The sequence below is a fragment of the Phocaeicola fibrisolvens genome (assembly GCF_025567125.1).
In the GTDB taxonomy this organism is placed as follows: domain Bacteria; phylum Bacteroidota; class Bacteroidia; order Bacteroidales; family Bacteroidaceae; genus Phocaeicola; species Phocaeicola fibrisolvens.
The window spans coordinates 114,211-134,288 of the sequence record NZ_JAOQJI010000004.1 but is presented as its reverse complement, the minus strand read 5'-3'; the positions used below and the strand labels follow the sequence as shown (position 1 = coordinate 134,288).

Genomic DNA, 20,078 nt, shown 5'->3' with positions numbered 1-20,078 from the left:
TTATATTTTTGCAAACCCATAAAAATCGCAGTTTATTTATATCTTTGCAACTTCACTATATAAATCTTTAGATACATGAAAAAAAGAAACGTCATCAAACTAAGTATCACGGTCGTCCTTCTCATTGCCTTGACCTGCTGGGTGAACTCCCGTTGGAATGCCTGGTTCGGCAATCCGCCTGAACCTCCCTACAGCCCGTTGAGCGAACCGGGAAGAGTCCTTCTGACTTTCGGTGATAAAGACGCTTTGTCGCGCAATATCAGCTGGCAATATGACTCCGTTGTCCATCCTTCTCATGTAGAACTCACGGATACCCTTACAAAAGATACCCTTTACATCAAGGCCCAAGGAGAGACGTTCCAATCGCGCAGTGGAAAAGCCGCTTATTATGTGGCCCGTCTGCGTTCCCTGAGACCCTCACGCTACTACCGTTACCGCGTGTGCAGCGACGGAAAATATTCTGCATGGTATCATTTCCAGACTCACAACCAGTCTGATGCAGACCGTTACAGTTTTCTTTATGTAGGCGACGTGCAGGACTCCATCCATGGGCAAACCAACTATTTCCTGAAGAAAGCCTTACAGGCACATCCGGAAACGGAATTTCTGGTATGTGGAGGCGACCTTACCGAACGGCCCATCGACGCATACTGGGGAGAAACCTTCCGTGGCCTGGATTCCATAGCCCAATGCCTCCCCATCCTGACCGTGACCGGCAATCATGACTATTTGAAATATCCGATTCGCAAACTGGAACGCCGCTTTTCACTGATTTTCTCTTATTATCTGGACTCCATGGTGGGAGAGAACCAGGTGTACACACTGAAATACAATGACATGCAACTGTTTTGTCTGGACAGCAACCGCGAGTTCTTTTACTTGTGGACCCAGCGGAAATGGCTGAAAGAACAGCTGGAAAAAAGTACTGCACGCTGGAAAATCGTAGTATTGCACCATCCACTGTATTCCATCAAGGGAAAATACAACAACCTCATACAGAAATCCATATTCAACTCCTTGATTCAGGAACATCAGGTAGACCTGGTACTGCAAGGACACGAACACTCCTACGGCAGAATGACACTCCACGACAAAGAAGGGAACCCTGCGACTCCGCTGTACACCGTCAGCCACTGTTCCCCTAAAATCTACCGCATTTACTTTGGAGAAGGTTTCGACAAGTTCGGCATCGACGGGAAATACTACCAGCAGATACAGGTGCAAGGGGATACCTTGACCATGAATGCTTTTGACGCCTCCACCGGAAGCCTGTACGATTGTGTCAAGATTGTCAAGGACAAAGGACAGGCCCGACTATTGGACGAAGGAAAGGACATTCCGGAGAACCTGAACTTCACCCCCGCTACCGGCAATAAGAAAGACCAGGAATATATGGAACGAATCAATGCATACAAACAGAAAAAGGGAAGATAATCTTCCCTTTTTCTGTTTGTATCGAGTACCATTATAACTGTCCGCTTGTCTTGAAGTAGTGCTCCATCACCATCACTTGCAACAGCTCTTCCCGCTTCTTGTCGCGGAACTGCGCCACATATTCATGGGCATGAGCGATAATCTCTTCCGCTTTTTCCGGATGGGTAATGTAATAGTGCAGCTTTTCTTCCAAGTCTGAGAAATCGTCCTTCACTTCCACATAGTGATAATCAGGAATCAGGGTACCTTCCATAAACCACGTTTCACAGGTGGGACGCGGCATCACCGCCAACGAATTTGACGACATCACCCATTTCAGGTTGGAGGCCACGTCGTTTCCTTCAATCGCCATGATAAACTTATAGTCCAGGTGTTCCCGTATCGTTTTCTTGGGAGTCATCCACTCTTCCGGACAGCCCTCATTCCGCCCTACCACTCCGCAGTCGCACAACGGGTTGCCAAAGAATTTTTCCAGGAAACAGGTCCGCAAGCGGCTCTGGCGAATCTTTCCCCGGAAAATGGCACAATCTTTCTTCTCCCGAAATGATTTTACATCGTGTACAAACATGAAATGGCGCAGTTTGTCCAACTTCAACACCACAGAATTCTGGTTATCGGCAGCCAGCAGACGACTTTTCACAACCGTGGGTACTTCCGGAGTGAAATACACATCACCCGGACAGAAATTCCACCGCAGCGTACGGGGAAACCAGCGAGTCACGTCATGTTGGTCAAAATAATAGGCTGTATGAAACATTTTCCGCCGGTAATCGCCAATGGCCCCGGTGTAATGAATCCAGCTCCGGTCACGGGTCAGCTTATCCTCCGCTGAAATATGCCAAGGCGACTGGATACGAATATAATACGCCACACGCTTCTGCATATACGCATAGTCCGGACGACGACGGGCTTTGGCCAACATGCTTTCACGCCGGCTACGATACCATCCGTCGGGAATCAGTAAGCCGGAGAAATTCTTTACAAAGTCCAAAAACTTATTAGGTTTTCCGCTGTGCAGTTTATACAGGATGTTGTCAGACATAATCGTAGGTTGTTATCTGGATGAATAAATGTTTCCAGACAAAGATAGTGCTTTTATGTGAATATCTTATATCTTTGCAAAAATGAATGCAAAACCCCTTCATAAAGCATGATACACATCGCTTGCAACATAGACAGCAATTACGTACGCCACTGTGCGGTAACCTTAGTTTCACTATTTGAAAACAACCGGAAAGAGCCCATCACAGCTCATATCATTGCCCGTGACTTGTCGGAGGCAGAGAAAAAAACACTGATTGACTTGGCTGCTCCCTACGGGAACCAGGTTTGCTTCTACGAACCAGACATCAAGCTGCTGGAAGGGTTCACCATCCGCAAGTTCAGCAAACGCATTTCCATGGCTACTTATTATCGCTGCATTCTTTCCGAACTGCTTCCTGCTGATATCGACCGTCTGCTCTATCTGGATTGCGACATCGTTATCGTGGGAGACATTTCTGAATACTGGAATACGCCACTGAGCGATGAAACAGGAGTGGTGGCCGTAGCCGATATGGGTTGCGATGAGGCGGCACGCTATGAGATTCTGAAATATCCTATGGAAGATTCTTATTTCAATGCGGGAGTACTTTTAATCAACCTGGATTATTGGCGCAAGAATGATGTGGCGCATGCCTGTGTAGACTATTTCCATAAATACCCGGAACGTATCTTATTCAACGACCAGGACTTACTGAACAGCATCTTGCACAAGAACAAAATATTGGTGGACTTGAAATGGAATGTGCAGGACGCGTTTTATCGCCGCCCCAAACAAATGGATGAAGCTTGGCGAAAGAAATTTGCGGATATATTGAAGCACCCTGTCATTCTGCATTACACTAACCGGAAGCCGTGGGAATATGACAGCCAGCATCCTCTCAGAGAAGTCTACTTCAAATACCTTGACCTGACCCCCTGGAAAGGGCAACGGGTGTTGCACAATCCGGTCAACCGGTTGAAACGCTTCTTCCGGCTGCTGCCTTTCTATATAGGATTGCGCAAACCCAAATACATCCAATTAAATGTCCTCTAAAACAGCCCCTATGAAACAACTGGTAAAAATCATCATACCTTTCTATAAAGAAACTCTGAACAGCTGGGAAAATGCCGCACTGGCCAACAATATGGAAAAACTGGCGGCCTACCCGATTGTGTTTCTTGCTCCCGAGGGATTGAATATCGCACATTATACGCAAACGTATCCCCAAGCCGAAACTGTCCGGGTATCGACCGACTGGCTGGGTACGAAAATAGGTATCGCCGGCTACAATGAGATGATGATGTCGGAAGCTTTCTACCAGCTGTTTGACGATACAGACTATATCTTAATCTGCCATACCGATGCGTGGATTTTCAGTGACCAGCTGCAGCAGTGGTGCCAGGCTGACTACGACCTGATAGCGGCTCCGTGGCCTACACGCCCCCGATACAAACATTTCCCGATGAAACAGTTCATCCAGCTGAAGAAATGGCTGTGTACTTCGCCGAACAAGATTTCCCGCCTGCAAATGTATGACAAAATCGGCAACGGAGGACTGTGTCTCCGGAAGGTGTCTGCCTTCCGCAAAGCCTGCCGGCAATATGCCAAAGAGATACAATATTTCAACAGCCAGGCCGACTCCATGCACAATGAAGATATTTTCTGGGCCTTGGTCCCGACAGATTTCCGGTATCCGAGCGTAGAGACTGCCCTGCAATTCGCCTTCGACTTAAAGCCCAGAGTGTGCTACCAGCTGAACCATCAACAACTGCCGATGGGATGCCATGGCTTCATGCACAAAAGCCGCATGAAATTCTGGAAACCGTTTATTCCTTGCATCACTCAATAATTGGATTCATAACATGCTAATGTTTCTTTTTTCTCCTATAAGAAAGTAACATCTTAGAATAATAATATAAAGTTGAATATATACACCAGCAATTAGTCAACATATATTTCTTCAACCGATAATTCATTCCAAGTCCTTTTACAGAATCTTTCTCTTTTATTATTTGCATGCAAAAGGCATGCATTTGTTTATACTCTGGAGTCAGAGGTAAAAACAATAATCTATTAAGTAAATGAACACAAGTACGAAATAATTTGCTAGACGCTTTTTCCCATAAATGGTATTTTTTACAAAAGGCTTGCTGCTCAGATAATGCCTTAACCATATCATATCGCCACTTCATTTCATCCCCAACGGGTCTATTTGTCAAACTCCCCACACGAATAGAATAATGATATTTAGGCTGTGGACTATATACAACTTTTGTTACTTTACACAACCATTGAGGAGAAACAATAAGATCCTCGAACTTGTGTTCATGAGGAAAATTTATTTCAGAAAAGAGGTCACGTCTAAACAGTTTATCCCACAAGAAGTTTAAAATAAACCGCTCACATCTTAAAGCTTCAAAGGCCTCTTGACGAGTAAATTCAATAACTTTAGAACCTGCTCCTACCATTTCAATCTTTCCATCTATCTCTCCTTCTCTGTAATGCGCGCAACAAACCACATCCGCATTCCTTTCAAGCATCAATTTCAACAAAGATTCATACATATCCTCATCCACCCAGTCATCACTATCAACGAAACCCACATATTCTCCATGTGCCATAGATAGCCCTAAATTCCGAACGGCCCCAATACCCTGATTTGTCTGTGATACGAATTTAATTCTAGCATCCCTATTCTGGAGTTCCTTACAAAGTTTGGGTGAATCATCCGTTGACCCATCGTCTATCAATATGATTTCCAAGTTATGATAGGTTTGATGAAGCAACGAAACCACACATCGTTCCAAATACTCTTGAACATTATAAACCGGTACAATAATTGAAATAAGCGGGAAACTATTCTGTCTATTCTCTAAATCATTCATAATATCAAGATATTAAAGTAATCTACGGAAAATCTCATTAAGAAGATCATTTTTAACCATAAGCAAAACATAATCCAATAAAGACAAACGGTAACGAAAAGCAACAACATCTTTTTTCAACTGAGCCACAAACAAAGATTCTTTCCAATCTTTGACAGAAGGTGAACATCTTATAATTCGATGCAATGCTTTCAAGGCATTCTTTATACAATATTTCCTATAAAATAAACGTTCTCCTTGAGGTATTACACATAGTTTCTCTTTATAGAAATTATATTCATAATCACAGTTATGAATAAAATTATGCACACAACTCTCTGAATGAGATAAATAATGATATACTCTAAAAGGAATGATATGTATATCTTTAGTAGAAGCAAAAGATAAACGAATATTCATCAGCATATCCTCTCCTTTAACAATAGTACGAGGTATTGCAAAAGTATTCTCATCAAATATTCTTCGTCTTATCAATCTAGCCCACGGACCAGGATAAACGCCTTTTCCCGTAATGCACATCTCACGATATTCCACGATATTAATCCATTCTTTTGTCAGGATTTTCTGATTATCACAAATGCCTGCATTCAGTTTCTCCAAAGAATCCACAGGAAGAGTATCATCCGAATCAACAAAACAAATCCACTCACCTTGTGCCAAAGCCACTCCTTTAGCTCTCGCACACGTAACCCCTGAATTCAGTTGATGAAAGACCTTTATACGAGAATCAGTCTCCGACAATCTATCACAAATCTGTCCGCTTTTATCCTTACTGCCATCATCAACCAATATAACTTCAAAATCCGTAAAAGTTTGAAGTAAGATACTATTTACACATTCTGTCAAATATTTTTCCGTATTATAAACAGGGACAACTATTGATATCTTCATTTTTCAGTTTCTTGTTTCCACTTTAACCATTCTTCTTTCGTCCGTTTCCAACGCTTGTGTGTCCACAACCAATACTCTGGCGCCTGGCGAATCGTCTCTTCCAGCAGACGCGCATACTGGTCTGTCAAGGAATAATCCGGATATTCTTTCGGATGAAGCGTCATCAAACGGAAAGTAGCCTGATAATATCCTCTTCTCACGCGCTTCACATCCACATAATATAAGGCCGCATCTACTTGTTTGGCAATACGCTCTGCCCCGATAAAGAAAGAAGTCTCATGATTCAGGAAGGTAGTCCAATGGTTCATGTTTTCCCATTTTGGAAGCTGGTCGGAGATAAAGCCAATCATCACCTTCTTTTCCTGCCCGCGTAAAGTCAGGATACGCCGCAGGGTATCTTTCATCAAGATCGATTCTCCACCAAACTTTCCTCGCAAACGTAGAAAAAGTTCATCAAAGGCCTGATTATAAATGCGGTGATAAATCTGACCTCCATACATATCCGGAATCCAACCACTCAACGAAGCAATGTATTCCCAATTGCAATAATGTCCTAAATACAAAAAACAAAATTTTTTATTCTCCTTTTCCAGATCAGCACGAACTTCATCCAAATTCGTAAACACCATACGACGCTTCATCTCTTGTTTTGAAATGGAAAACAATTTAATCACCTCCATCAGGTAATCACAGAAGAAATGATAGAACCGACGTTCGATATCCTCTCTTTCTTTCTGACTCTTCTCTGGGAAACATTCTTCCAACTGCCGCTGAACCACCTTCCGACGATATTTAATCCAATGAAACAAGGGGAAGAACAGCAAGTCGGATATGAAATAAAGTAGCCTCAACGGAAGCAGGGACAACAGATACAGGAAGAAAAACAATATACGGTATACAAACTTCATCAGGACATTGAATTATAATTCAGGACAAAGCTACAAAAAATCTACCATCCTCTCCCTACGGAAACTTCATTTTTTACAGAAAGGATGGCGTACCTATGGTATTTTGCACTATCTTTGCAAAATACAAGTAGTTACATTTTATGAAAGAATTCTTCCAACTCATGCGGCGATTCGTATCGCCCTATAAAAAGTATGTCTGCTGGGCCGTTCTTCTGAATATACTATCAGCCATCTTCAATGTATTTTCTTTTTCACTCCTGATTCCCATCCTGAACATCTTGTTCAAAACAGATGCACAAGAAAAGGTATATCAATACATGGACTGGGAATGGACGGTGGACTCACTGAAAGAGACGGCAATCAATAATTTCTACTATTATGTCAATCAGCTGATTGACTCTTTCGGTCCCTCTACCACCCTGTTGTTCCTCGGGCTGTTTCTGGCCGGTATGACGTTCCTAAAAACGGCTTGTTATTTCGGGTCGACAGCGGTCATGGTACCCCTGCGTACCGGTATCGTACGCGACATACGCACGATGGTCTATACCAAGGTGACCTACCTTCCTTTAGGTTTCTTCTCGGAAGAGAGAAAAGGGGATATCATCGCCCGAATGAGTGGGGATGTGGCAGAAATCGAGAACTCCATCACCAGTTCACTGGATATGCTGCTGAAAAATCCTATTTTGATCATTTCCTATTTCACTACCTTGATGATTATCAGCTGGCAGCTGACCTTATTTACCATCCTCGTTTTGCCTACCATGGGATGGCTGATGGGAAAAATCGGGCGTAAACTGAAAAGACAGTCTCTCGACGCGCAGGAAAAATGGGGAGAAACGATGTCACAGTTGGAAGAAACACTGGGAGGATTGCGGGTAATCAAGGCTTTCACTGCCGAAGAAAAGATGATTAACCGCTTCAACAAATGCAGCAACGAATACCGAGACGCCACCAGCCGGGTATCCATCCGTCAGGCATTGGCACATCCGATGAGCGAATTCCTCGGTACGGTACTCATCGTATTTGTATTATGGTTTGGAGGTTCCCTGATTTTGGGCAACAACTCTTCCATCGATGCCTCTACCTTCATTTATTATATGGTGATTCTTTACAGCATCATCAATCCGCTGAAAGATTTCTCCAAGGCCAGCTACATGATTCCGCGTGGACTAGCTTCCATGGAACGTGTAGACAAGATTCTGAAGGCACCCAACAATATCGTGGAGAAAAAGAACCCGCAGCATCTGTCTTCCTTGAACCAGGATATCCAGTTCAATCATATTTCTTTCAGCTACAACGGACAGACCCAGGTGCTGAACGACATCAACCTCCGCATCCAGAAAGGAGAAACCATTGCTCTGGTAGGACAAAGCGGTTCCGGGAAATCCACGCTGGTAGACCTGCTTCCCCGTTTCCACGATGTGCAAGGAGGAGAGATTCTGATTGATGGAGTTAATATCAAGGACGTATCCATCAGCGACCTCCGTTCACTCATCGGCTATGTGAACCAGGAAGCCATCCTATTCAACGACAGCTTCTATAACAACATCACGTTTGGAGTGGACAATGCGACCAAGGAACAGGTGATAGAAGCGGCCAAGATTGCCAATGCCCACGACTTCATCATGGAGTCGGAACACGGGTACGATACCAACATCGGTGACCGGGGATGCCGCCTTTCCGGAGGACAACGCCAGCGTATCTCCATCGCACGGGCCATTCTGAAAAACCCGGCCATCTTGATATTGGATGAAGCGACTTCCGCCCTCGATACCGAAAGCGAACGACTGGTACAGGAGGCGCTGGAACGGCTGATGAAAACCCGAACCACCATCGCCATCGCCCACCGCTTGTCGACCATCAAGAATGCCAACCAGATTTACGTGCTCTACGAAGGTAAAATTGTGGAAAGCGGAAAACACGAAGAGTTGTTGGCTCAAAACGGATACTACAAGCGATTGAACGATATGCAGGCACTATAAAAGTCACCCGGCTGGAAGAAGTGATAAGTTCCCTCCCAGCCGGGTGTATTTTTTCAATCTGACAGAGTTCAATATTTCCCGAGTTTCTCATGAATACCGTCACAATAGGCCTTCCAGAATTTACCGACATCTTTCAGGCTATAGACATCCTTAAACGGACAGGTCAGCAAAGCCACCAGCCAATAGCCTAGCATCCCATTAAATCCCCGCAAGTATCTCACTCCCCAGTTTCGTCCGTAATGATGATTCAAATAGGTCGAGTTACGCACCTGATAGAAACGCTTCCATTTCTTCTTCTTGCTCCGTTCCTCCCAATTGTCATTGGAAAAGAACTTTTCCTTATCCATCAAGGCAGAAGGGATATACAGAATACGGAATCCGGCCAATACCGTCCGCAGGCAATAATCCGTATCATCACAGAAAATAAACAGTTCCTTGTTGGGCAGCCCAATCTTTTCTACCGCCTCGCGCCGGATACACAATCCTTCGAAGGCAGTTCCACAAATCTCCACCGGTGCATTGACTACCTGTTTCTTCAATTTCTGCTGATACATGGAGGCAAACGGATTTGTCAGGTTTACCCGCTGAAAATCATTGGTAAAAATCTGTCCCTCCATCAGCCGGCGAGGAGCCAGGATACCCACATGCGGTTCTGTCATATAAGGTAAAAGATGCTCCATACAGTCGGTCCGTGGAAAGACATCATCGTCCATGCACCATATCCATTCCGCACCCGCCTGATAAGCATACTCAATACCCCGATGGAATCCGCCGGACCCACCCACATTCTCCTGATGAATTACAGTAAGGTCCTGCTGGGTATCCAGCCACTCGGCAGTGCCGTCCGTACTTCCATTGTTTACTACCACAATGGAAGACACGGGAGTATTTGCACGTAGACAGTGGATGTTGCGTTTCAACAGCTCCCTCCGGTTGTAAGTCACCACTACAGCTACTATTTTCATATCTCCGTCGTTCTTTAGTAAAGTCCGTCAATCTTTCCCGGTTGGGTACTCCGATAGGCCACCATCAGTTTATAACATGCCTCCGGGTCAAAGCCCCGGTCTTTGGCGTACGCCTCGGCCAAGACCCTGTGCATGTGGGGAGTAGCCGGAAGTCGTTCCAGGTTCTTGCAGCCTGCTTTCATGTCCAGCGGACCGATATCCATGCGGTTCAAATCGACAATCTCAATCTTTATCCCTTCCGGTGTCTGCCCAAACAGAATATTGCCCCGTCCATAATCTTTATGCGCATAGCCATGATTATGCAACCGGGCTGTGACGTGTCCCACCGCAGCAAGTACCTCGTCTTCGTATGGAAACTTGCGTTTAAACAGTTCTTCATACGTATAGGGACAGTCGGAAGCAAAGGTCACATAGTAACTGCGGTCGAACTGTAATCCTTTCCGGATATTCAGATAACCGACCGGACGAGGAGTACCCACTCCAATGTCCAGCAGCATCTTCGCATGCACAAAAGAACGTTTGGCCTTTGAAGGACGAAATACGCCATACACCCAACGGTTGATAATATTGGGAGTACGAAAAGATTTCACCACAAGTTCCTTACCGTCATACGTCATTTTCCGCAATTCATTCCGTCCTTTATGTATGACAGTTCCCTCACCTTTCTCAAAACGCTCCGGTATAGAAAGCATGAACGCTCTGAAAGACTCACATTCGGAACTAAGAACCAAGGTCTGATGATTAATGAAACTCATAAATGCACATTTAACTAAATCTTATCCAACCCTTTCGTAAACTTCAACCAATAGTATTTCAAGGGATTCTTGTATTTCAACTGTTTCCATGGCCGGCTTCCGTGCGGGCGATGCCATACCGGCAATACCGTAAACAAATAATTCTGAAAACCTTTTTTCAAGGCTTCGTGAGAAATGGTCACATCGTACCAATTCTTCGAGGCATCCAGCTGATGGAAGTCGAACTTCCGCAAAAAATCCAATGTCAGCAAGGAGCAACAGAAACTGCAATGCTTCTTTTCAGCATAAATCTTGTTCTCATTTCCTTTGGCATGCAGATAAGGATAATTGATGACACCTGCCTCGTCGGTAGTGACAGCAGCTGCAATGGCACAGTCCGGACGTGCCACAGCCCCGTCGAACAAGCCCTGCAAGGTATTCTTCTTCACCACTACATCCGACTCCACAATCAACAGTCCGGCCTTTGCTTCAATGGCCTCCTTTTGTGCCATCTGCAATACCAGCAAGTAATTGGGGGAAGGATGGTCTGTCAAATCCGACAGATTCACCAGGCGGAAGCCCAGCTGCTTCGCATTTTCTTCCAGTATCTTCGTATTTTCTGGGGTACTGAAATCATTATACACGGTATAGGTATAAGGTACCTTTATTTCAGAATCCAGGATGGCCTTTATTGTTTCCAATGTAAATTCAATGGAATCCTTGACAGGAGTAATAATATGCAGACTTTCCATTATTAATCAGTTAATAAATATTTGAGTTCACTAAATTCACAAGTATCTTTACAGAAATTCTTAATAATTCCTTTTAAGAAATTAAGACTGTACGCTTTCTTACCATAAGTCTTTACAATCATTATCCGTTTGTCAAGCACCAAACAGATTCACTCAGATAATCGGCAACCATATTGTTTCATCATCACTATCTTATAGGGCAAAGATAGAAATAAAATAAGATTTACATCGCATTGTCTTCAATTTAGTATTCCATTTCATCAAAAGTATATACATTTGCAACCTTCAAAAACAGGCTGACTAAAACTAACACAAAAATGAAAGTAATCGTAGACAACAAGATACCTTATATAAAAGGCCTCATTGAAACATTAGCAGACGAAGTCATTTATCTTCCCGGAAAAGATTTCACTCCGGAAGTGGTCAAAGAAGCAGATGCCCTGATTATCCGCACTCGTACACTCTGTAACCGCCAGCTACTGGAAGGCAGTAAGGTACAATTCATCGGAACAGCCACCATCGGCTTCGACCACATCGACACAAAATACTGTCAGGAAGCCGGCATCACATGGAGCAACTGCCCCGGATGCAATGCCGGAGCCGTAGAACAATATGTACATGCCGCCTTGCTGTTGCTGCAACAGGAAAAAGGGCTCCAACTGAAGGGAGCCTGTCTGGGCATCGTCGGTGTGGGACACGTAGGCGAACGCATCCGTCGAATGGCAGAACGCATCGGTATGAAAGTGCTTCTGAACGACCCTCCACGAGCCGATGCAGGCGAACAAGGGTTCACTTCACTGGACACACTGGCTGAGCAATGCGACATCCTGACCTTCCACACCCCTTTGATTCGGGAGGGGAAATACCAGACCTTCCACCTGGCCGACCGGACTTTCTTCCAGAAACTACAAAGAAGGCCTTATCTTCTCAACACCTCGCGTGGGGAAGTGGTAGAAACAGAGGCCCTGCTGAACGCTTTAAACACGGGTGCTGTGGCAGGAGCTGTAATCGATGTATGGGAAAACGAGCCCCACATCAACCGGGAACTACTCGACAAAGTCTTTATCGGTACCCCCCACATTGCCGGCTACTCTGCCGATGGAAAAGCCAATGCTACCCGCATGGTCTTGGAAGCCTTTTGCCGTTTTTTCCATAAACCGATGAACTTCCATCTCACTTTGCCAGAGGTTTCCCGTCAAAGCCTTTCTGGAGATGAGAATCTGCAGCTTCTCCAGCAATACAATCCCCACACCGACTGCGACCATTTGCGGGCACATCCAGAACAGTTCGAACAACTCCGTGGAGACTATCCCCTACGAAGAGAATAAGACACAAAAATGCATGTTTTCGTGCACAGAATGTATAAAAATGTGCAAAGGGAGTGCATTTATTTGCTAGAATACTTGTTTAAAAGCAGAAATATTTATTCCTTTGCAACGAAAAATCAATAAATTACATTATTTATAAACTTAAAAAATTAGAATTATGTCTGAAATCGCATCAAAAGTACAGAAAATTATCGTAGATAAATTGGGCGTAGAAGAATCAGAAGTTGTTCCAACTGCGAGCTTCACTAACGATCTGGGTGCTGACTCTTTGGATACAGTAGAATTGATTATGGAATTCGAAAAAGAATTCGGAATCTCTATTCCTGACGATCAGGCAGAAAAAATCCAGACTGTAGGCGATGCTATCTCTTACATCGAAGCTAACGCAAAATAATTAATTCTACCCTATGGAATTAAAAAGAGTGGTAGTAACAGGTCTTGGTGCGTTGACCCCCGTAGGCAATACTGTTCCGGAATTCTGGAACAATCTGCTCAATGGCGTCAGCGGGGCAGGACCTATTACTCATTTTGATGCGTCGAAATTCAAGACTCAGTTCGCTTGTGAAGTGAAGAACTTCAACGCAGCCGACCACATCGACCGTAAAGAAGCCCGTAAGATGGACCTTTACACACAGTATGCGGTGACAGCTGCCAAAGAAGCAGTAACTGACGCAGGTATTGACGTAGAAAAAGAAGATTTGGATAAAGTCGGAGTGATTCTTGGTGTTGGAATCGGAGGTATTCATACTTTCGAGGAAGAAGTGGCTGGTTACGAAAAGACCAAAGACACCATCGGACCGAAATTCAACCCGTTCTTTATTCCCAAGATGATTGCGGATATTGCTTCCGGACAGATTTCCATCTTGTATGGCTTCCATGGACCAAACTTCACCACTACTTCGGCATGTGCGTCTTCTTCCAATGCCATAGCTGATGCATTCAACTATATTCGCTTGGGAAAAGCCAACATCATTGTAACAGGCGGTGCTGAAGCAGCCATCTTCCCCGCAGGGGTAGGCGGTTTCAACGCCATGCATGCCTTGTCTACACGCAACGATGATCCTACACATGCTTCACGTCCGTTCAGCGCAAGCCGTGACGGATTTGTAATGGGAGAAGGTGCGGGATGCCTGATTCTTGAAGAATTGGAACACGCAAAAGCTCGTGGCGCAAAGATTTATGCAGAACTGGCGGGTACGGGTGCGTCTGGCGATGCTTATCATTTAACAGCCTCTCATCCCGAAGGTCTGGGTGCGAAACTGGTTATGAAAAGTGCATTGGAAGACGCTGGTATGAAACCGGAAGACATTGATTATATCAACGTACACGGAACTTCTACTCCAGTAGGTGACGTGTCCGAAGTAAAAGCTATCAAGGACTTGTTCGGCGAACACGCTTACAAACTGAATATCAGTTCTACCAAGTCAATGACGGGACACCTTCTGGGAGCAACAGGCGGTGTAGAAGCTATTGCTTGCGTATTGTCTGTAAAGAATGACATTGTACCTCCGACAATCAACCATGAAGAAGGGGACAACGATGAAAACATCGACTACAACCTGAACTTCACATTCAATAAAGCACAAAAGCGTATTGTACGTGCTGCATTGAGCAACACATTTGGATTTGGTGGTCACAATGCATGTGTAATCGTTAAAAAATACACTGAATAAACTGTGTTTAGCAATATACTAGATAAGATAAGGCTCCTTTTTCGTAAGGATAAGGAGTCTTATCTTTGTTTTTATAAGATGCTGGGATTCTACCCGCGGAACATCGAGATTTACCAGCAGGCTCTCTTACACAAATCTTCTTCGGTAAAAGCCAAGGGACGGCTGCTCAACAACGAGCGGCTAGAGTTCCTGGGAGATGCCATCCTGGATGCTGTAGTGGCAGACATCGTGTACAAACGGTTTGAGGGAAAACGGGAGGGATTTCTGACCAATACACGCTCTAAAATCGTACAAAGGGAAACACTGAACCGAATTGCGGTACAAATCGGACTGGACAAGTTGATTAAATACACCACCCGACAGTCGTCACACAATAGTTACATGTGCGGCAATGCGTTTGAGGCACTCGTAGGGGCCATCTACCTGGACAGAGGATACGAAACCTGCAAATTCTTCATGGAAGAACGTATTATCAAGCCTTATCTGAACCTCGATAAATTGTCGCGCAAGGAGGTTAACTTCAAGTCGAAACTGATTGAATGGGGACAGAAAAATCGGTTTCTAATTGAATTCAATCTTCTGGAACAATCAGTTGATGAACAACAAAATCCGGTATTTGAAACCCAGGTAATGGTGGAAAATATACCGGCTGGACAAGGAAGAGGATATTCCAAAAAGGAATCACAGCAAGAAGCTGCTCATGAAACATTGAACAAAATCAAGAACGACCCTCAGTTCATTGATACCATATTCGCGGAAAAAGCGGCCCGCGAGCAGACAGCCGCTCATGAAAACGAATCTTCTTCCACAGAAGCATCGCTCTCCCCTGCTCTTCTCACAACAGCAGAAGAAGAATTGAAAGTGGAAGAGAATACGGAAAAATACGATGATGTAGAACGCATCATTGCCGAAGCTGAAGAAGCGGCCTTCCAAATCACAGAAATCACGGAAGAGACTGAAGCGAAAGAAGAAAAGCCTGCTCTTCAATAAGATTCAGTTGCGAAAGCAAACGGCATTCCAACTCACAAAAAATCCTCAACTACCCACACGAAATAGTTGAGGATTTTTGTATACCTTCTCATCGACAAACGACTTCTCGACAGCAGGCTATTTTTTCACTATAGAAGTCAGCGGATGCCGGTTCCCTTTGATATCCGTTAAGAAAGCTTTGGCTGAGCCAAAATTCAGATACATATCTAAACGTACCGGCAAATGGTTGCGATCGTCTGTTATATAAAAAGTAATGACCTCTTTTTCCTTTTTCTCTTCACCTACATATTCCACCAACGAGAAAACCAAACAACGGTAAGTTATTCCGTTTTCAGCTTTATAGTTCTCTTTGCGCCGATAAATTAACGTCTGTTTCTCTACTTCCCTTCCAGTTGCCATAGAAAAAAGTATCTTCTGCCCGGGTCTGTAGTCGGCAGGATCATACGAACGAGCCTGCAAAAGAATACTCAACATATCGTATACACACACCGGCATCTCATCATGATGCTTGTCGGTGTTCCCCCGCAACGTGCGCTGCTGGTCCACTATACATTTTCCGTTCTGATAACTGAAATGTACTTCGTCCACCGTATAACGTTTGCCTTCCTCAGCCCCTTTCCGAAAATACAAAGGAACAAGATCTTCCGAGGTGATACAGGTCAGTGTGTCGCGCATCTTGAAGAAAAAGTCAATTTTCTTGTTTGTATACGACTGCAAGTCGGTCTTCAGGCAGGGCATACCTTTATATTTTGTTTCATTAACCGTCATCTTTGCCCATCCCGCGTTAATCCAGACAAATTTCCAGTTAAATTTCAACTCATAAGAAAGTGTCTCTCCTGGCTTGATTGCATCATTTACTGCTCCGCACTGTGCGCTGGCTGCCACTCCTCCTGCCAGAAGGAATAGGCAAAGAATCAGTTTCTTTATCATGTTTTTCCTAGTTTACGAGCCCGCTCCTTGTTACGGTCTTTAATTTTCTTGGCCTCATCAGGCTTCTGTTTCTTTATCTCGTCCAATTTCTGTTTATCGAGTGGAAGGGCGTGTATATCCCAAGTCTCTTCAAACTCAAAATTGGCTTTCATTTCCCATACTTTCGGAAAGTAGAACACTTCTTCAGGCTGCCGTTTCTCCTCATAGTTACCAGTATCCCACACTCCGTTGTTGTTATCGTCATTGAACAGACGGATATAATACTTCGTGCTGGGCTGAAGAAAATAGAAATCACATGTTTTCTTGTCTGTCACCGACTGTTGGCGGACAACCCCGTCACTTCCATTCAGCAACTGTACAATAGCATGAGGACCGGCTCCCACAATATTCAGATACAGCGTACCATACTCTTCCAGTGTTTTCACCTTCAACTGATTTTCCACCTTATTGGAGTATAGTCCATAAATTCCTTTTATTCCCAACGAATCAATCTTCAATTGATATTCCCTTCCCGGCTGCCAATCGGCCAAAATCTGATACTGACGAGGGGCAACTGAATCCTTCATCAGAATAAAAGGAATATCCTCCCATAGAGAATCTACCTTGATGGCCATGTGTATGGCCGCGGTATCGATGTATTCCACTGGCTCTTCAAATTTCAAACCAATATTTCGGTTCAAATCCAGGCTGGAAGGAGCATCAACTGTCATGGAAAGGAATTTCGGTTCTACCTTTAATGTATCACCTTTTTTCGCACGCTTTTTTCTCTCCTTTTCTTCTTTCTTCATGGCCTCTTCAGCCAAAGCCATACGCCGCTTCTTGTCTATTTTGTTCACCATACGCAACGTATCGGTTTTCGGAACCAACTGTCCCAACGTATCTGTGGCCAAATAGTCCATTTGAAAAGTCAGCGTATCTCGTTCACACATCACCGTATCCTTAATCCAATAGCGGATAGTATCATTACGCGGATTACTCTCGATTACAAAGGCATCTTTCTCGTCGAAATCCAACCCTTTGATGGTAGGCAACGTATCTGCTTTCGCACTGAAGTACAAAGAAAAACGGTTCAGTTGTTCTCGTTCGCTCTTTACCAGATACTGCATCGGATTTTCTTCCTTGAACGAACGCAAAATCAGGTTGTCCGGCAAAAAATGTGTGTAATGCACCTCATAAATCGTATCGTAGGCCAAGGTGTCTAGTTCATTCCATACCGTATCCTGACGAACATCCGGACGCATGGCGGGAATCACCAGCGAATCCTGAAAGGCAATCGCCTCCGTTTTCGAGTCGAACAAGTAATTCTGGTTACCATCCATCAAAGCGTAAACACGATACTTTCCTGGAGCCACTCCACGAATCGTGAAATGTCCACGGCTGTCGGTTCTTGAAATACGGTCGAAAGGCAGTTTTACAAACGCACTATCTTCCAGGTTCTTGTGAAGTCCTACCTGAATACCTTTTACCGGCTCCAGATTCTCTGCATTCAGCACCGTACCCGAAACTTCCATCGTATCAATATGCGCACCGGTAGAAAATGCATAAGCAAAATTGCCTAGCGGATTGTCTTCATTATTATCCAAAATAGCGTCTCCAAAGTCAACTGTATAAGTCGTATTTTCACGCAAACTGTCAAAGAACTCCACCAATACCCGGTGACCGCTCACTTTCACTTCTGGAGCCTCTTTTTGCGGAGGCGAAATAATCACCTTTTCTGAAGGTTTGTCCAGCTTGATATATTCATCAAATTCTATGGAAATCTTCTTTCGCTTGTTATTCGTGGCATTGGGTTCCGGAGTCGCACGCACAAACTTGGGCGGCGTCTCATCATAAGGACCTCCATCGGGCATGCCTGTACTTGCACAAGCATAAAATCCGATAATCACCAGCAAAAAAGCAATATACTTAGGAATCGGTTTCATCTACAATCAGTTATTCAATTTCAACATTTCTTCAATGTACTCACGACTGTTGCTCAGACGGGGAATCTTATGCTGCCCGCCCAACTTACCTTTCTGCTTCAGCCAGTCATGAAACAACCCCTGACGAGCCACAATCACTTCCAGTTTCTGCAACGTAATATCTTTATGCCGTTTGGCCTCATAATCCGAATTAATCTCCTGTAAAGCCGTATCAAGTACCTGCGTAAATTTCTCCAGTGAATCCGGCATCACACTGAATTCAATCAACCATTGGTGACGACATTTGGCATTGGCATCCATGAACACCGGCGCCGCCGTATATTCCAGCACCTGCGCCCCCGTTTCCTTGCAGGCACGCTCCAGCCCCTTTTCGGCATTGTCTACCATCAGTTCTTCCCCAAATGCATTAATGAAATGCTTAGTACGCCCAGAAATAATAAATTTATAAGGATTCTTCTGCGTGAATTTCACTGTATCACCGATGATGTATCGCCATAAACCACACGACGTACTGATGACCATTGCATAATTGCGTCCCACTTCCACACCCCAAAGCGGCACAATGGCCGGATTCGGTTTGTCGATGTCTTCCAGCGGAATGAACTCATAGAACACATCATAGTCAATCATCAGCAGCATGGACGGGTCGTGCAGGTCGCTCTGCAAGCCGAAGAAACCTTCGCTGGCATTGTATGTTTCCATGTAGTGCATCTTGTCGGAAGGAATCAACTGCTTGTATTGCTCACGATAAGGAGTAAAGCACACGCCTCCATGGAAGAACACTTCCAAATTAGGCCACACCTCGTTCAAGTATTTGGCACCAGTTTTCTCCAAAATACGATGTATCACAGCCAGCATCCATGAAGGCACACCCGACAAGCTGGTCACATTCTGATGAATCGTCGTATCCGCTATGCGTTCCACTTTCTCCTCGAACTCGCTCAGCAAGGCAATCTCTTTTTTCGGCACCCGAATCAAATTGACCAATGGACTGATGTTCTGAATCAAAATGGCCGACAAATCGCCCACTAGACTGTCTTTCACGTTGTAATTCGGACTATGGCTTCCACCCAAAATCAATCCCTTTCCCGAGAAGAAACGACTTTCCGGATTTTCCCGTAAATAAAGTGCCACCGCATCGGTCCCCCCGCGATAATGAATTCCCTTCAATCCCTCCGGACTGACGGGAATAAACTTACTCTTATCGTTGGTCGTACCTGATGACTTGGCATACCAAATGACCTTACCCGGCCAAAGCACATCTTTCTCTCCATGCCGCATACGGTCTACATATCCTTTCACATCCTCATACGTCTGCACGGGAACCCGCTGAAAGTCCGTATAATTCTGGATATGGCTATAGTCATATTTAGTTCCCCACTCTGTAGTGGAAGCTTTCTGTATCAGTTTTCGGAATACGCAAGCCTGAATCTCTTCAGCTTTAGTCCCATACAAATCAATTTTTCTCTGTCTGGGAGCGAAAATCTTTCCTATTAACTTCGTTGAATTCATTCGTTCTTAAATTTCAAATCCTTGTGTGTGACGCATGCAAAGGTAGATTTTTTCTGCCTAATTCGACAGTATGAGACATTATTTTTTCCTCCTACATAACAAATATACAGTTTTTTCTTACCTTTACCACACTAATTATTAATACAGC

18 protein-coding genes are annotated in these 20,078 nt (G+C 44.4%); 8 read left to right on the top strand and 10 right to left on the bottom strand.

Features of this window, described 5'->3' with window-relative positions; genetic code table 11:
* Positions 1-75: 75 nt before the first annotated feature.
* Positions 76-1,434, top strand: coding sequence for a purple acid phosphatase family protein (locus OCV81_RS02910; RefSeq protein ID WP_148328220.1), 1,359 nt, complete (start codon positions 76-78; stop codon positions 1,432-1,434).
* A 31-nt stretch (positions 1,435-1,465) separates the two neighbouring features.
* On the opposite strand, the gene OCV81_RS02905 is transcribed toward OCV81_RS02910, so the two are convergent.
* Positions 1,466-2,476, bottom strand: a complete 1,011-nt coding sequence (locus OCV81_RS02905; protein ID WP_148328218.1) for a glycosyl transferase family 90 — start codon at positions 2,474-2,476, stop codon at positions 1,466-1,468.
* A 108-nt stretch (positions 2,477-2,584) separates the two neighbouring features.
* On the opposite strand from OCV81_RS02905, the gene OCV81_RS02900 reads away from it, so the two are divergent.
* Both OCV81_RS02900 and OCV81_RS02895 read left to right on the top strand, forming a co-directional pair.
* The gene (locus tag OCV81_RS02900; RefSeq protein WP_148328216.1) at positions 2,585-3,511 is read left to right on the top strand and encodes a glycosyltransferase family 8 protein; all 927 of its coding nucleotides are present in this window, start codon (positions 2,585-2,587) and stop codon (positions 3,509-3,511) included.
* Between the two features lie 10 nt (positions 3,512-3,521).
* The gene (locus OCV81_RS02895; protein ID WP_148328215.1) at positions 3,522-4,307 is read left to right on the top strand and encodes a DUF5672 family protein; all 786 of its coding nucleotides are present in this window, start codon (positions 3,522-3,524) and stop codon (positions 4,305-4,307) included.
* Positions 4,308-4,323: 16 nt separating this feature from the next.
* On the opposite strand, the gene OCV81_RS02890 is transcribed toward OCV81_RS02895, so the two are convergent.
* From OCV81_RS02890 to OCV81_RS02880, 3 genes are read right to left on the bottom strand one after another with little or no spacing between them, the layout of a single operon-like run.
* Positions 4,324-5,343, bottom strand: a complete 1,020-nt coding sequence (locus OCV81_RS02890; protein ID WP_148328213.1) for a glycosyltransferase family 2 protein — start codon at positions 5,341-5,343, stop codon at positions 4,324-4,326.
* Positions 5,344-5,355: 12 nt separating this feature from the next.
* The gene (locus tag OCV81_RS02885) at positions 5,356-6,234 is read right to left on the bottom strand and encodes a glycosyltransferase family 2 protein (protein ID WP_148328211.1); all 879 of its coding nucleotides are present in this window, start codon (positions 6,232-6,234) and stop codon (positions 5,356-5,358) included.
* The gene (locus tag OCV81_RS02880) at positions 6,231-7,142 is read right to left on the bottom strand and encodes a lysophospholipid acyltransferase family protein (protein WP_148328209.1); all 912 of its coding nucleotides are present in this window, start codon (positions 7,140-7,142) and stop codon (positions 6,231-6,233) included. Before OCV81_RS02880 ends, OCV81_RS02885 begins: the two co-directional genes overlap by 4 nt.
* 140 nt (positions 7,143-7,282) lie before the next feature.
* Between OCV81_RS02880 and OCV81_RS02875 the strand changes: the two genes are divergently transcribed.
* On the top strand, positions 7,283-9,124 hold the full coding sequence (locus tag OCV81_RS02875) for an ABC transporter ATP-binding protein (RefSeq protein WP_148328207.1): 1,842 nt from the start codon (positions 7,283-7,285) through the stop codon (positions 9,122-9,124).
* Between the two features lie 68 nt (positions 9,125-9,192).
* Here OCV81_RS02875 and OCV81_RS02870 read toward each other — a convergent pair whose 3' ends face one another.
* From OCV81_RS02870 to OCV81_RS02860, 3 genes are read right to left on the bottom strand one after another with little or no spacing between them, the layout of a single operon-like run.
* Entirely contained in the window at positions 9,193-10,089 is an 897-nt protein-coding gene (locus OCV81_RS02870) for a glycosyltransferase family 2 protein (protein ID WP_148328205.1), read from the bottom strand.
* Positions 10,090-10,103: 14 nt separating this feature from the next.
* Entirely contained in the window at positions 10,104-10,844 is a 741-nt protein-coding gene (locus tag OCV81_RS02865) for a lipopolysaccharide kinase InaA family protein (RefSeq protein ID WP_148328203.1), read from the bottom strand.
* 14 nt (positions 10,845-10,858) lie between these two features.
* Entirely contained in the window at positions 10,859-11,575 is a 717-nt protein-coding gene (locus tag OCV81_RS02860; RefSeq protein ID WP_148328201.1) for a glycosyltransferase family protein, read from the bottom strand.
* A 317-nt stretch (positions 11,576-11,892) separates the two neighbouring features.
* Between OCV81_RS02860 and pdxB the strand changes: the two genes are divergently transcribed.
* The 4 genes from pdxB (at position 11,893) to rnc (ending at position 15,566) form a co-directional block, all read left to right on the top strand.
* A complete protein-coding gene (pdxB, locus tag OCV81_RS02855) occupies positions 11,893-12,903 on the top strand; it encodes a 4-phosphoerythronate dehydrogenase PdxB (RefSeq protein ID WP_148328199.1) in 1,011 nt (336 codons plus the stop codon).
* A 157-nt stretch (positions 12,904-13,060) separates the two neighbouring features.
* Positions 13,061-13,297, top strand: coding sequence for an acyl carrier protein (locus tag OCV81_RS02850; protein ID WP_022353800.1), 237 nt, complete (start codon positions 13,061-13,063; stop codon positions 13,295-13,297).
* Positions 13,298-13,310: 13 nt separating this feature from the next.
* Positions 13,311-14,576, top strand: a complete 1,266-nt coding sequence (gene fabF / locus OCV81_RS02845) for a beta-ketoacyl-ACP synthase II (protein ID WP_148328197.1) — start codon at positions 13,311-13,313, stop codon at positions 14,574-14,576.
* Between the two features lie 3 nt (positions 14,577-14,579).
* Entirely contained in the window at positions 14,580-15,566 is a 987-nt protein-coding gene (gene rnc, locus OCV81_RS02840; protein ID WP_148328195.1) for a ribonuclease III, read from the top strand.
* Positions 15,567-15,683: 117 nt separating this feature from the next.
* Here the strand turns inward: rnc and OCV81_RS02835 are convergent, their stop codons facing one another.
* The 3 genes from OCV81_RS02835 to OCV81_RS02825 are packed head-to-tail and all read right to left on the bottom strand — an operon-like array spanning position 15,684 to position 19,930.
* On the bottom strand, positions 15,684-16,496 hold the full coding sequence (locus OCV81_RS02835; protein WP_148328193.1) for a DUF3108 domain-containing protein: 813 nt from the start codon (positions 16,494-16,496) through the stop codon (positions 15,684-15,686).
* Positions 16,493-18,418, bottom strand: coding sequence for an Ig-like domain-containing protein (locus OCV81_RS02830; protein WP_148328191.1), 1,926 nt, complete (start codon positions 18,416-18,418; stop codon positions 16,493-16,495). Before OCV81_RS02830 ends, OCV81_RS02835 begins: the two co-directional genes overlap by 4 nt.
* Before the next feature lie 6 nt (positions 18,419-18,424).
* Positions 18,425-19,930, bottom strand: a complete 1,506-nt coding sequence (locus OCV81_RS02825; RefSeq protein ID WP_148328189.1) for a GH3 auxin-responsive promoter family protein — start codon at positions 19,928-19,930, stop codon at positions 18,425-18,427.
* Positions 19,931-20,078 lie beyond the last annotated feature (148 nt).

Excerpts from the sequence above, each read along its gene's own strand:
- OCV81_RS02910 (WP_148328220.1), top strand. The coding sequence starts at position 76 with ATGAAAAAAAGAAACGTCATCAAACTAAGTATCACGGTCGTCCTTCTC.
- OCV81_RS02905 (WP_148328218.1), bottom strand. The coding sequence starts at position 2,476 with ATGTCTGACAACATCCTGTATAAACTGCACAGCGGAAAACCTAATAAG.
- OCV81_RS02900 (WP_148328216.1), top strand. The coding sequence starts at position 2,585 with ATGATACACATCGCTTGCAACATAGACAGCAATTACGTACGCCACTGT.
- OCV81_RS02895 (WP_148328215.1), top strand. The coding sequence starts at position 3,522 with ATGAAACAACTGGTAAAAATCATCATACCTTTCTATAAAGAAACTCTG.
- OCV81_RS02890 (WP_148328213.1), bottom strand. The coding sequence starts at position 5,343 with ATGAATGATTTAGAGAATAGACAGAATAGTTTCCCGCTTATTTCAATT.
- OCV81_RS02885 (WP_148328211.1), bottom strand. The coding sequence starts at position 6,234 with ATGAAGATATCAATAGTTGTCCCTGTTTATAATACGGAAAAATATTTG.
- OCV81_RS02880 (WP_148328209.1), bottom strand. The coding sequence starts at position 7,142 with ATGAAGTTTGTATACCGTATATTGTTTTTCTTCCTGTATCTGTTGTCC.
- OCV81_RS02875 (WP_148328207.1), top strand. The coding sequence starts at position 7,283 with ATGAAAGAATTCTTCCAACTCATGCGGCGATTCGTATCGCCCTATAAA.
- OCV81_RS02870 (WP_148328205.1), bottom strand. The coding sequence starts at position 10,089 with ATGAAAATAGTAGCTGTAGTGGTGACTTACAACCGGAGGGAGCTGTTG.
- OCV81_RS02865 (WP_148328203.1), bottom strand. The coding sequence starts at position 10,844 with ATGAGTTTCATTAATCATCAGACCTTGGTTCTTAGTTCCGAATGTGAG.
- OCV81_RS02860 (WP_148328201.1), bottom strand. The coding sequence starts at position 11,575 with ATGGAAAGTCTGCATATTATTACTCCTGTCAAGGATTCCATTGAATTT.
- pdxB (WP_148328199.1), top strand. The coding sequence starts at position 11,893 with ATGAAAGTAATCGTAGACAACAAGATACCTTATATAAAAGGCCTCATT.
- OCV81_RS02850 (WP_022353800.1), top strand. The coding sequence starts at position 13,061 with ATGTCTGAAATCGCATCAAAAGTACAGAAAATTATCGTAGATAAATTG.
- fabF (WP_148328197.1), top strand. The coding sequence starts at position 13,311 with ATGGAATTAAAAAGAGTGGTAGTAACAGGTCTTGGTGCGTTGACCCCC.
- OCV81_RS02835 (WP_148328193.1), bottom strand. The coding sequence starts at position 16,496 with ATGATAAAGAAACTGATTCTTTGCCTATTCCTTCTGGCAGGAGGAGTG.
- OCV81_RS02830 (WP_148328191.1), bottom strand. The coding sequence starts at position 18,418 with ATGAAACCGATTCCTAAGTATATTGCTTTTTTGCTGGTGATTATCGGA.
- OCV81_RS02825 (WP_148328189.1), bottom strand. The coding sequence starts at position 19,930 with ATGAATTCAACGAAGTTAATAGGAAAGATTTTCGCTCCCAGACAGAGA.